The 12,465-nt window shown below is 44.2% G+C and carries 9 protein-coding genes; 7 read left to right on the top strand and 2 right to left on the bottom strand.

Annotation, left to right across the window (positions count from 1 at the left end):
- The first annotated feature begins 12 nt into the window (after positions 1–12).
- The 4 genes from C5O19_RS09240 to C5O19_RS09225 all read left to right on the top strand — a co-directional run bounded on the left by C5O19_RS09240 (position 13) and on the right by C5O19_RS09225 (position 5,481).
- Positions 13–1,713: a TonB-dependent receptor gene (locus C5O19_RS09240; RefSeq protein ID WP_104711549.1), complete on the top strand. Its 1,701-nt coding sequence runs from the start codon at positions 13–15 to the stop codon at positions 1,711–1,713.
- Between the two features lie 273 nt (positions 1,714–1,986).
- Positions 1,987–3,081 (top strand): HU domain-containing protein, encoded by a 1,095-nt coding sequence (locus C5O19_RS09235; RefSeq protein WP_104711547.1) that lies wholly within the window; start codon positions 1,987–1,989, stop codon positions 3,079–3,081.
- A gap of 122 nt (positions 3,082–3,203) precedes the next feature.
- Positions 3,204–4,133, top strand: coding sequence for a hypothetical protein (locus C5O19_RS09230; protein ID WP_094810382.1), 930 nt, complete (start codon positions 3,204–3,206; stop codon positions 4,131–4,133).
- A 61-nt stretch (positions 4,134–4,194) separates the two neighbouring features.
- Complete coding sequence (locus C5O19_RS09225; protein ID WP_104711546.1) at positions 4,195–5,481, top strand: bifunctional folylpolyglutamate synthase/dihydrofolate synthase; 1,287 nt, start codon at positions 4,195–4,197, stop codon at positions 5,479–5,481.
- A 60-nt stretch (positions 5,482–5,541) separates the two neighbouring features.
- Here C5O19_RS09225 and gap read toward each other — a convergent pair whose 3' ends face one another.
- Entirely contained in the window at positions 5,542–6,537 is a 996-nt protein-coding gene (gap, locus tag C5O19_RS09220; protein ID WP_094810378.1) for a type I glyceraldehyde-3-phosphate dehydrogenase, read from the bottom strand.
- Between the two features lie 788 nt (positions 6,538–7,325).
- Between gap and C5O19_RS09215 the strand changes: the two genes are divergently transcribed.
- The 3 genes from C5O19_RS09215 (at position 7,326) to C5O19_RS09205 (ending at position 10,308) form a co-directional block, all read left to right on the top strand.
- The gene (locus tag C5O19_RS09215) at positions 7,326–8,144 is read left to right on the top strand and encodes a 2,3,4,5-tetrahydropyridine-2,6-dicarboxylate N-succinyltransferase (protein ID WP_104711544.1); all 819 of its coding nucleotides are present in this window, start codon (positions 7,326–7,328) and stop codon (positions 8,142–8,144) included.
- A gap of 284 nt (positions 8,145–8,428) precedes the next feature.
- Positions 8,429–8,839: a helix-turn-helix domain-containing protein gene (locus C5O19_RS09210; protein ID WP_104711542.1), complete on the top strand. Its 411-nt coding sequence runs from the start codon at positions 8,429–8,431 to the stop codon at positions 8,837–8,839.
- 995 nt (positions 8,840–9,834) lie between these two features.
- Positions 9,835–10,308 carry a pyrophosphohydrolase domain-containing protein gene (locus C5O19_RS09205; protein WP_104711540.1) on the top strand — a complete coding sequence of 158 codons (474 nt, stop codon included), beginning with the start codon at positions 9,835–9,837 and terminating at the stop codon, positions 10,306–10,308.
- 627 nt (positions 10,309–10,935) lie between these two features.
- Here C5O19_RS09205 and C5O19_RS09200 read toward each other — a convergent pair.
- A complete protein-coding gene (locus C5O19_RS09200; protein ID WP_104711538.1) occupies positions 10,936–12,408 on the bottom strand; it encodes a tetratricopeptide repeat protein in 1,473 nt (490 codons plus the stop codon).
- Between the last annotated feature and the right edge of the window lie 57 nt (positions 12,409–12,465).

Below are 12,465 nucleotides of genomic sequence, written 5' to 3'. Positions count from 1 at the left end.
TTTTATCGAAATATGAGTCATCACATCACAATTCGCCATTTCATCCACTCGCTGGGACTGGTGAGTTTACTGAGCGTTGCGGCGGTCGCTCAGAATAGAGGAAAAGTTACGCCAGCGGAAGGCGAAATTCAATCGGGGGAAATTGACATTGTTCGCGAACGGAAAATCTCGCTGACGACTCAAAACCGGAACTTCGAGAAAATCCCGGCTAGTCAGGCTGCTCGTCCCAACCGTCAACCTCTGAAGTACCAGTTCACCGATCAAAAGCTGATGGTGGCTCCGCAGAAGTTCAATCCCGTCGTGACGGAACTGCCCAAATCGCAGAACGACCAGGCCCTGTATAACTCCGAAGTGAAAATTGGAGCCGGGAACTACGGACGTTTCTACGCGGAGGCCAATGTGAATTCTCGGAATGATCTGCCGTATGGCATTCACATCAAGGCTCGCCACAACTCCACGGCTACCGGTCCCGTAGACGGCCGTAACTCCGGTACGAGTCAACAACTCATTCAGGTGGGGGGTAAGTACGCCACAAACAGCTTCAAGCTCGACGGTACCATTGGTTACGATCGCAATCAGTTTTACTTCTACGGTTATCAGCGGACCCCGGAAACGCCTACGCGGGAAAACATCCGGCAAACGCTCAATAACTTCAACGTAGGAATTGGCATCGAAAACACGAAGAAGGATGCCGTGATTGATTATTCGATCAAGACTCGCTTACGGACGCTGAGTACCTTCACCCAAGCGAATGAATACGATTGGGGTACCAACCTGAAGGCTACCTTTCCCATCAATGCTCAGTTCTTTGCTCATCTGGCCGGTGATGCGTACGTAACCCAACGGAATGATTCATTAACCAATAGTCGAAATCTCTTCCGCATCAAACCGACGTTCCAGTACCGTACCGATCGTTTCAGCGTACTGGCGGGAATCAACGTCGTACACGAAACAGATAACCTGAACGAGTTGACCAAACCCACGCACGCGTATCCAGTATTGGAACTGGATCTGATGCCCGTCGAGGATATTCACATCTTTGCGGGCTACCAGGGGGATGTACACCGGAACACGCTGGCCAGCTTGACCGACGAAAATCAATTCCTGGCTCCCAATGTACGGCTGCTGAATACGGAGAAAGTACACGACATTTACCTGGGTACGAAAGGACTTATAGCGGGCGGTTTTAGCTATGAGGCGAAGGTGTCTTTCGGTCGTTACCGGAATCTGTACGTATTTAACAACTCGGGTCGTGATACCTCCCGTTTCGAGGTCCTCTACGATCAGCCCCTGGATCGAGGGATGTCCAACGTCATTAATGTATCCGGACAACTCAACTACCAGCACGAAGACTGGTGGCGGTCCTTCCTCAAGTTCGACGTATACGGGTACGAACTTAAGCAACTGGAAACGGCTTGGCACCGTCCGAACTTTACGGCTACCTGGAGTAATACGCTTACCTTTAATAAGAAGTTGATTGTGGCGACGGATTTTTACGTGATCTCGGGTTTGCAGGGACGTAATCCCGTTTCACAGCAGGTTCGTAAACTACCGGCTATTTTCGACCTGAACCTGCGGACAACCTATCTGATCACTGATCGGATTTCGGGCTTTGTGGGTATCAACAACATTCTTGGTAAAAACTACGAACGCTATCAGTACTATAAACAGCAGGGGGTTAACTTCCTGGCGGGCGTTTCGTACCAGTTTTAGTGAAAAATAAACCCATTTATTTTTTATAAATTTTTTAAGTCCGCTCATTGAGCGGACTTTTTTTGTAACCCACTGACCATACGGACTATTAGCCCGAATTACTTCAATGGTTAGTGGAGGAAAAACGGCCCCTACGAGCCCGCAAGGGAAATTATTTCAAAAGTGCCGTTTGATTTTTGTTGTGGTGTAGCCTACCTTTAAACCTTGAAATGACCAGCGTAAGTGCAGTCCTTTCAAAATCAGCTATTCACGGTTTCAACCTCTTATAATCGCATGGCTACTATTCCTGAACACGTCAAAAAACTGCTTTTCGAACAAGATTGCGTCGTTATCCCGGAATTCGGGGGCTTTATCGGCAATTTTGATTCTGCCACGTTTTTACCCAGCGGTTCAATCTTACCACCGCGGAAACGACTCGTGTTCAACGAAATGTTGCAGTTCGATGATGGTTTGCTGACCAATTATGTAGCCACTGTTGAAAATCGGTCGCGGGAAGAGGTCAAGGTAAAAGTGCGGGCATTCGTGGATCAAGTACGTTCGCAGATTCGCCAGCAAGAGCAGTATCAATTTGATCAGCTGGGGGTGTTTACCCAGAATGTGGAAGGTAAGCTGGTATTTGAACCCGCGGGAAAGATCAATTTTCACGGGGAAAGCTTTGGATTCTGCGAATTTACACCGGCGTACAAGCGGCCGATCAAATCCGTAATAGCTCCATCGGTTACTCCCGTTATTCTGGAGCCCGAAGTAGAGGAATTACCCGCACCAGTCGCAGAAAGCATTACGCCCGTGAAGCGATTGAGCCGTTGGGCTGCTGCTGCGGTTGTATTGATTGCGGTGACGCTAGTAGGGGCCTGGGTGACGGGTCAGAATAAAACGACACTGAGTAGTATGAACCCCGTATCGGCCCTTGATTTCTCTTGGCTGAATGCGAAGAAACCCGCTAGCGTAGCGGTAGTACTACCCAAGCAACCGGCCCAAGCGATTACGGTAGCTCAACCGTTGGTGAAGCCTCAACCCTTAGTAGCTACGGTTGAAAAAGTTGAAGAAGAAGAAGTTAAAGTAGAGAAGAAAAATACAAGGAAGTTTTTGGTAGTCCCTTCCCGGGTGAAAACACTCGATGGAGCGGACGTTGCCAAAGGCTATTACATTGTAACCGGAAGCTTTGGTGGGGTAAAGTCAGCGACCGTGATGAAGAAACAACTTGAAGCAGATGGATTCCGGGTTCAAATGTTCCGTCCCAGGAAAGGTCTAGTGAAAGTAGTCATTGGGGAACAGTTACCCACGGCGGCGGCGGCTCAGGAAATGGCTCAAAAAGTGGGAAGTCATTTTCATAATAATCTCTGGATTCTGAAATCCTTGGTTGATTAAGCCTCGAAAATTGATACAATAAAAAAACCAAACTCTGTCGGGTTTGGTTTTTTGTTGGTATACGATACAGGTCTGTAACATTTTGATCAAATTCGCGTTCTTAAAAAAATAGTTGAATCGGTATGAATACAACGGCTCAAATCGAACAGGAAGAACGGAAGAATCGCTCGGTGGCTCTGGGAGTCACGACGGTCATTTACGTTCTTTTGTTTTTGCTGTTATGGTTCGTGGGGATGTGGAAATTGACGCCTCCACCCGAACCGATGGTCGGCATTGAGCTGGCGAACCTGGGTAACGGGGTACTGGGCAGTGGTGATATTCAAACGCACAATAAACCCAGTCGTCTACCCAATCGGGAAGAATCAAAGCCAGCCAAGGAAGAGGTACGTGAAGAACGTACGGTACGCAAACCCGAAGTAAAGGAGGTCGTACCCGTTAAGAAACCCGTGGTAAAAGCTCCGGAAGCCCCCTTAAAGACGGCTAAGACGGAAAGTCCGGTAAAGGTGGCACCCAAGCCCGAACCGAAAGAAACAAAGCCCGTAGAAACGAAAGTAAGTGCTCCCGCCAAACCCGCTGAAAAACCCGTCGAACAACCTAAAGTGGATACGAAGGGATTGTACGGGAAAGCGAAATCAAACGGCACGAATGGGACAAGTGACAATCCGGGGGGCAATAACAATGGTCCGGCGGGTAATAAAGGCGTAGGCGATTACGGCAGTCCAGACGGTAAAGTGGATGGCCGGGGTCTCTATGGCAAAGGAACCGGGGGCGGGGGTGGCAATGGCTCCTCCCTGAGTTTGACGGGTTGGACCTGGAGCCGTCGCCCGAGTCCGCAGGGGCTGACTTCGGATGGAAAAGTAGTCTTCCGTATCAAAATTGATGAAAACGGGAACCTGATTTCAAAATCGGTCGTGGAAAGCACGCTTAGTCCGGCCGACGTACGGAAATGCGAACGAGAAATCGAACGCCTGGATTTTGTACCGACGAATGCTTCGGGTAGTCGGGCTGCTCAGTCTTCGGGAACGATTACCTTTGTTGTGCGTTCACAATAGAAAATCAATTCATTCATAGTACTAGTAAAATGCGTGCAGTCTGTACGCATTTTTTTTAGCGATGACTTATCAGGAAACCCTCGCGTATCTGTATCAGCAGTTGCCCGTCTTTCACTTGGCAGGTAAGCAGGCGTATAAACCCGGCCTGCTTACAACCGAAATCTTACTGGAACATTTAGGGAACCCCCATCGGAAGTTTAAGACTATTCACGTGGCGGGGACCAATGGAAAGGGGAGTTCCTCTCACATGCTTTCGGCCATTTTGCAGGAAGCGGGTTATAAAACGGGGTTGTATACTTCGCCCCATTTAAAAGACTACACCGAACGGTTCAAGATTAATGGCGTGGCTATTGACCCCGAGCGAGTGGTTGCTTTTGTGGAGGAGAACCGAATGTTTATTCAATCGGTCACGCCATCCTTCTTTGAATTAAGTGTTGCTTTAGCCTTTTACGAATTTGCCCGACAGGAAGTAGACATTGCAGTAATTGAAGTAGGCATGGGGGGGCGACTGGATTCTACGAATGTAATCGTACCGGAGGTAGCCTTAATTACGAATATTGGCTGGGACCATGCCGACGTTTTGGGAGATACCCTACCTAAAATTGCCGCCGAGAAAGCGGGTATTATGAAGGCTGGGGTACCCGTTGTCATTAGTGAACGACAACCCGAAACAAACGAAGTATTCCATGCCAAGGCCGATGTTTTGGGGGCTCCTCTGACGTTCGCTTCGGACCTCTATACCGTACAAACAGAAGTAATAAAGGCAGGCAAGAAAGTGCTTACCATTGAATCAATGGAAGCGATTCAAACTATAGAACTGGATCTCTTGGGAAGTTACCAGGCTAAGAATGTTTTGGGAGTATTGGAAACGACGCGTGTACTGACTCAATTGGGCTATGAGATCACCCAGGAACATACGCGGAGAGCCTTAGCACAGGTAGTGTCCTTAACGGGATTGAAAGGACGCTGGCAGCAGCTCTCTACACAGCCCTTAACTTATGCGGATACGGGGCATAATGAACCGGGTATTCGGGAAGTGTTCAAAACGATTGCTTCCATCAATTATCAGCATTTATGGTTTGTACTGGGTTTTGTAGCAGATAAAGACTTGTCAAAAATTCTTCCCTTATATCCAACGCAGGCCCGATACGTATTCTGTCAGGCCTCAACGCCTCGGGCTTTGCCAGCGGAAGCATTGAAGAAATTAGCCGCTAAGTACGGTTTAAGTGGAGAGACCATACCTGATGTAAATGAAGCATTGGCCTACGTTCGTGCTCAGGCAGAGGTTAGGGACTTAATTGTGGTGGGCGGAAGTACGTTTGTGGTAGCAGATCTTAATGAATTATAATAAAAAACCCTACGTCGGAAGACGTAGGGTTTTTTATTATAAACCGAATGCTATCAGTAATTAAGCACCAATCTTAGCTACCAGGTCAGCGATGCGGCTAGAGTAACCAGCTTCGTTATCATACCAACCTACGATTTTCACGAGTGTACCTTGGCTAGAAGTTAATTCTGAGTCGAAGATACAAGAGTGAGAATCGCCTACGATATCGGCAGATACGATAGGATCCGTTGCATAGAACAGGTATCCTTTCATGGGGCCTTCAGCAGCAGCTTTCATCGCAGCATTGATTTCTTCAGCCGTAGCTTCTTTCTTCAATACGAGCGTCAGATCGGTTACAGAACCGGTAGGAGTAGGTACGCGGAGTGCAGAACCATCCAGTTTACCTTTCAGGTTAGGTAACACCAGTCCAATTGCTTTAGCAGCACCCGTAGAAGTCGGGATGATCGAAAGAGCAGCAGCACGAGCACGGCGTAAATCGCTGTGGGGGGCATCCTGGAGGTTCTGATCAGCCGTATACGCGTGTACCGTAGTCATGTAACCTTTTTCGATACCAAAGGTGTCGTCGATTACTTTTGCCATAGGAGCTAAGCAGTTTGTCGTACATGAAGCGTTAGAGATGATTTTGTCATCCGCGTTCAGTGTATCGTCGTTAACCCCCAATACGACCGTCTTTACGTTTCCTTTCGCAGGAGCAGAGATTACTACTTTCTTAGCTCCGGCCGTTAGGTGCTGACCAGCACCGGCTTCATCTACAAAGCGACCCGTTGATTCAATAACTACGTCAATATTGAGATCTCCCCAGGGAAGTAATTTTGGGTCACGTTCAGCGTAAGCGTGAATTTTGTTACCGTTAACGGTGAGGCTCTCTGAATCTGATTCAACGGTTCCTGCGAATTTACCGTGTACTGAATCGTATTTAAGGAGATGAGCTAGGGTTGCGTTATCTGTTAAATCATTGATAGCAACAATCTCAACGTTTTCTTTTTCCAATAAACGACGGAAGGAGAGTCTTCCAATGCGTCCGAACCCGTTGATTGCGACACGTACTTTGGCCATGTTGAAAATAGATTATGGTTTTCGTTGCAATATTAAAGAAATTAATTGATTTGGTAGAATTTGAATATTTAGTAATGCAAGGAATATATTAGTAAAAGCATATGGATATTTTAGCAAAACTTATATTTTAGCGTAAACATTTTTAGCATAATGTTAGTAATTAGTATTTTAGCTAAGTGAATGTCCATTATTGCTAAATGAATTATCTTCTATTCTATTGGTCTATTTAAGATACGGTATATTATTGAAAATTAAGATTGCATCCTGAAAGGTATGCAGCAAGAAGAGATACAAAACAGCTATTCTATGAGGATGAATTGCAGATTTAATTACCGAAAGTGTTAATAATGCTGTTACTTTTTGCTTCTAGAGTCCTTTAAGAAAACGTTTTAAGGCCTATTGGTAGTCAAGCCCATCTGAATGCTATTTGAATGCATGTGAAAAATGGAAAAGGTGTGGTATTATATTTTTATGTATCAAGGTAGGGGAGGCAAAGGAATTGAAGTTCTTGTTCCGATATAGATAAATATTCAAACCTAAAGCTACTGTCTTTGCCTCATCAAAAGCCTTACAACAATAGAGAATAAAATTCTAAATTGTACTATACAGTATTAATAAGCAAATCTAATACAAGACTTAATACCCTAACAATCTGTTTATTAAGCTTAATGATCTTCACAAAATATTCAACTCATATTGTACCATTTATTGTATTATTCGAAGTGACAAAATGACGTTATCGCATTTCGTTCTTTCGTCTTACCTTTACGTAAATATCTATTTACACCATGAATGAATTACAAACTACGATCGAACAAATCTGGGACGATCGTCAATTGCTTAGTACAGCTTCAGCTAAAGAAGCCATTCAACAAGTCGTAGATCTAGTCGACAAAGGTACGCTTCGGGTAGCACAACCCCTTGCTAACGGAGAGTGGCAAGTTAACGAATGGGTAAAAAAGGCAATCGTCTTATATTTCCCTCTTCAATCGATGCAAGTACAGGAAGTGGGCATCTTCCAGTATCACGATAAGATGAAATTGAAAACTGGCTACGATCAACTGGGTGTACGGGTGGTACCGCCCGCGGTTGCTCGTTACGGTTCTTACATTTCTAAAGGTGTTATCTTAATGCCTTCCTATATTAATATTGGTGCCTATGTAGATAGTGGTACGATGGTCGACACTTGGGCTACGGTTGGTAGCTGTGCTCAGATCGGAAAAGACGTGCACTTAAGCGGAGGTGTTGGCATCGGAGGCGTACTCGAACCCCCCCAAGCAGCACCGGTAATTATTGAGGACGGAGCATTCATTGGTTCCCGTTGTATTGTAGTAGAAGGGGCTCATATCGGTAAAAAAGCCGTATTAGGAGCTGGTGTGGTGATTACTGGTAGCTCGAAAATCATTGACGTTACAGGCCAATCACCGGTTGAATACATCGGAAGAGTTCCTGAAAACTCGGTCGTCATTCCAGGTAGTTATACCAAACAATTCCCAGCGGGCGAATACCAAGTTCCGTGTGCACTCATTATTGGCAAACGTAAAGAAAGTACGGATCTGAAAACATCCCTCAATCAGGCTTTACGCGAAAACAACGTAGCGGTATAAGTATCGCGTTATATATAATGAATGAATAGAGGAGGGTAGATGCCCTCCTTTTTTATTAAGCTACTCCTCCTACAATTGTGTTACATTTATAAATCAACTTATTTACATTAATAAATCACATTGATAATCAATCAGTTGTAGTATTGAAATTGTGCACAAAAGTAAATTTACATTAGTTTCTATGTATTTACATTTATGAATTCACAACTGTTTATATTGTAATTTGGATAATTCACAAAAGTAAAATACCTTTGATCCAGTAATAAGTCACAATTGTTACTCTTATGACTGACAAAGAGAAGATCCTTCATCTACTGGAATCCAAAAATTTAACCGCTGCTCAATTTGCTGATACGATCGGAATTCCCCGATCTAGTATTTCTCATATTCTTTCTGAGCGTAACCGGCTCAGTATGGATATTGCTCGAAAGGTTGTCAAGCAGTATCCTGAAATTACGTATGAATGGCTTTGCGATGATTCGGCGGAACAACGAACTATCGCCCAAACGCCCGCTTCCTTTATTACTGAATTTCCGGCCGCAGCAAAGCTTCCAGAATCCGCTAAACGAAATGCATTCGTAGGCAAGCCGGATCTAGCTCATTCTCGCGTAGACGATAATCATGCCTTTGATGCTAAACATGTCGTCAAAATGATTGTATTTTATTCTGATCAGACCTGGCAGGAAATTATGTAGGTAAGTCCGGACTGTTTAACTATCTATTAGTGAATGTTCATTAAAAAATGAATATTCATTTAATATAGGTTCGTTTATGAAATTTTACGATTCTGAATAGCGAAGCGAGTGGATTGGAGATACTAGCTGCTTGATGAGCTCGGTCACTACTTTTCCTAGAAGGTCTCTCGTGCCGGGTTACTGGACTCAGACTCCATGTGTAGTTAACTTCATAAGGTGACGCCTTTAAAGGGCTAAAGTATGATTGCCTGATGATGAATGGCAACACGAGTAATAACCTACACGAGTTCATTCATTTTTGTATAAGAATCGAACAGCTGGCTTATGACATCTGTCTAATCATAGGTTATTCATCAGATAATTTGCACTTATTTGTCACGCTGGATTGATCTTATTAATCACCAGCCATAGCTTGGTAGAGCTACGAACGATCCTATATAAAGGGGTCATAGCACACAGCGTGCGTTCTGGAAAAAATTCCTGAAATTAGATGGACAAAAACGAGGCTCTTTTCATAGCTAACCCGTACGCACTAAATCTTCTCTTGATAAAAGAAAAATATTAATACAGTAGGCCGTTACATCTGCATGAGATCCGTTTCAATCATCAAAACGCTAGGCCTATAGTGAGATATAGTTCAAATCCATTGGGCTTACAATCAATGGATAAAGGTATAAACAGACTTTCCAAGGGCTATTAAAATAATACAGGGATCATTGAGGGACCTCTATGTAAATGCCTATTTATCAATGCATTACTTATTGCAAAAAAATAACTGTTCCACGTGAATCGTAACTCGTTAATAGCTAATAAGTTAGCTATCTCCATGCCGTGGAACGGGGTAGGCTTACAAAGCTGAGGGTGAGGAAAGCTGGGAAAAGGGCGGGAGGGAAGCGTATATTTGATGCATCAAGCAGGACATTTGATCAGTAAATAAAGGCTCTGCTTCCTCTTAATAAAACGCTTATTAAACATAAAGTAGGTTATTATACAACATGGATCAACTTAATTCTCTTCAACAAGTAGCTGAATTTCATCGTACTTTTCATGCTCCAGTACTAGATGATCCACAGATCCCCTCCGAACAAAGATCAAAACTTCGGTACGCCTTATTAGCGGAGGAACTCAAAGAATTTTGGGAAGCCGTAGAGGCGAATGACCTCGTGGGCGTAGCCGATGCTTTGTGTGATTTACAGTACGTGCTTTCGGGAGCGGTACTGGAATTTGGTCTGGGAGAGAAGTTTGTAGAGCTTTTCAACGAGGTACACCGCTCCAATATGAGCAAGGCCTGCTCTACTGAAGCCGAAGCTCAGGCTACCGTCGAATTCTACTTGGCAAAGGATGGTACAGAGGCCGCCTATCATGAAGATAATGGTAAATGGCTCGTCTATCGTAAATCAGATCATAAGACGCTCAAATCCGTTAATTACTCGCCGGCTGACCTGGAATCCATTTTACAGGAAGGATAAGTCTCTTCACCTGTAGACTGGTGATGTCTGTTGTCACCAGTCTACAGACCGATCTTCTTGATTGCAGCGACGAATGATTCAACTTCAATAAAATGTTCGCTACGATCCTTAAGAAATGCCAACATGGCTATATCATATCGTGCCGATACGTCTTCAATTCAAGATTACCATAAGCCATAGCCACCGGATAGTTGATTGAAATGTATTTCCGAAAGCAACCACACGCTGCAACCCGTTTAATGATTACGTTAAATAGCTGATGCATTTCGTATTACTACGTAGGATTCGATTCGTGCAATAAATTTTTTCAGCTCGGAACATTCATTAAAACTCTCAGCTGGCCTTCCTGATCGATTTCTTTTTCAATCTTTTTCTTTTTGCTAGGTTAGGATTCTAAACGATGCTAGCCTTTATTTCTTATACAAATATATACCAGTCAAATAGCCCGATACACCCTTATTATCAACTACTTATACTTGTTTTATAATTTATATTATGTTAAATAAATCAAATTGCATATGCCCTACAGCTAGATAACAATCCCTCATATAGCTAACTGAGTAATAAAAAAAGCTCTGCGAAATTCTCGCAGAGCTTTTTTTATTACCAACGTATGAATTGAAATGATTACTGCAGAGCGGCAATTTTCGCGTCGTAGTTGGTGCCTTTATCCAATTGCTTCAGGATGTTGTACGTTTGCAGCAAGTTAGTCTTTAATGCTTCTTCCTGCTTAACGGCCCAGGCTTTTTCGAAATACGGTAACGCTTGCTTGAACTTCGCTACGGTTTCTTCTTCTACAGCTTTACCTTCTTTATTGTAAGAAGCCATATCCATGGCATCTACTTTGCTCTTCACCTGTACACCTTCGTTAAAGTAATATACGCCCATGTTATAGTTGGCGTCGAAGTTGTTAGGCTCAATTTGCAAAGCTTTCTCGTAACCTGCTTTCGCCTGACCTTTTTGCTCATCCAATTTCTTGGTAAGCTCCGCTACTTTGGCTTTTGCTTCGGCTACTTTGCCCGCATTGGCCTGATCAGAGGTTGCTTTCGCTTGAGTAGCTGAAGCTAAACTCTTCTGAGCATCGGCTAATTTCGTTTTTACCTCACCCAGCTGACGTTTCAATTCTTTGTCGGTCGGCTTCTTCTTCAAGGCCGCTGACAAACGGGTTACTTCGTCCTGGTACAGTTTGACATCACCTTCGGCCGTTTTAACAGCTTTCTCTGAATCGCCACCTTTCCGAGCTTCTGAAGCATACTTCTTGAGCTCTTCTTGCGTCGTCTGAGCGGCGTTATCGTACAAAATAGCCAGGTTTACCACGTTCTGTACGTTGTTCGGATCCTTATCCGCCAAAGCTTTCAAATCATTGATTGCTTCATCTGTACGTCCAGAGCTTAGATAGATGTTGATTTTTTCATTTTTCAAATCCTTGCTTTCCGGATTGGCAGCAATACCCTGATTAAGCACCTTGATGGCCTCATTGTCATTTTTCTCCGTACGGTGAATGTTTGACAGCGTGTAGAAAATGACCGGATCTTTACCTCCTAATTCCAGATATTTTCCGAAACCTTCTTTCGCCGTTGCATTGTCACCCGTTTGCTGAGCTACAATACCCGTGAACATCGCGGCTGTACTATCTTTCGGATCAACTTCCATCGCCGTTTTCAACAGCTTCAGAGCATCGGGGAAGTTTTTGTTCTGGTACTTAGCATTCCCCTGTCCGATCAAACCGTAGTACAACCGAACTTTCTCTTTTGCATCAGGAGCCATGGTAATGGCTTTCTGAGCATCTTTCGCCGTGCTTCCCTGTTTGCCTTCTTTCGTATCCAGTTCGATCGCTTTTTTGTAAGCTTCGTAAGCCGATAGAGAAGACATCGAATCAAGACCTGCCAAATTTTTATCCGTAGACAGTGCTTCGTATACCTGACCTTTTACCAACCAGGTTTTAGGCTTAGCACCTGACTTAGGGTCCTGAACCGCTTTATCTATCTCCTCCTTTGCTTTGTCGAGCTTACCGCTTTCCATTGCCGATAATGCACTGTTCTGGCCGTAGGCGGTTGCTGATAACAGGCCTAAAAAGGCCGGAAGAATGAGTTTATTCATTGTACTACTAATTTTGGTTTAGTTGCTTTTCTGTGCGAAGTAAAGGATTTTCTAGCT

Source organism: Siphonobacter curvatus (assembly GCF_002943425.1).
GTDB classification, from domain to species: Bacteria; Bacteroidota; Bacteroidia; order Cytophagales; family Spirosomataceae; genus Siphonobacter; species Siphonobacter curvatus.
The sequence above is the reverse complement of the archived record's forward strand: the minus strand, read 5'-3'. Positions and strand labels throughout refer to the sequence as shown.

Bases quoted from the DNA above. Each gene is read 5' to 3' on its own strand.
- C5O19_RS09240 (WP_104711549.1), top strand. From the start codon at position 13: ATGAGTCATCACATCACAATTCGCCATTTCATCCACTCGCTGGGACTG.
- C5O19_RS09235 (WP_104711547.1), top strand. From the start codon at position 1,987: ATGGCTACTATTCCTGAACACGTCAAAAAACTGCTTTTCGAACAAGAT.
- C5O19_RS09230 (WP_094810382.1), top strand. From the start codon at position 3,204: ATGAATACAACGGCTCAAATCGAACAGGAAGAACGGAAGAATCGCTCG.
- C5O19_RS09225 (WP_104711546.1), top strand. From the start codon at position 4,195: ATGACTTATCAGGAAACCCTCGCGTATCTGTATCAGCAGTTGCCCGTC.
- gap (WP_094810378.1), bottom strand. From the start codon at position 6,537: ATGGCCAAAGTACGTGTCGCAATCAACGGGTTCGGACGCATTGGAAGA.
- C5O19_RS09215 (WP_104711544.1), top strand. From the start codon at position 7,326: ATGAATGAATTACAAACTACGATCGAACAAATCTGGGACGATCGTCAA.
- C5O19_RS09210 (WP_104711542.1), top strand. From the start codon at position 8,429: ATGACTGACAAAGAGAAGATCCTTCATCTACTGGAATCCAAAAATTTA.
- C5O19_RS09205 (WP_104711540.1), top strand. From the start codon at position 9,835: ATGGATCAACTTAATTCTCTTCAACAAGTAGCTGAATTTCATCGTACT.
- C5O19_RS09200 (WP_104711538.1), bottom strand. From the start codon at position 12,408: ATGAATAAACTCATTCTTCCGGCCTTTTTAGGCCTGTTATCAGCAACC.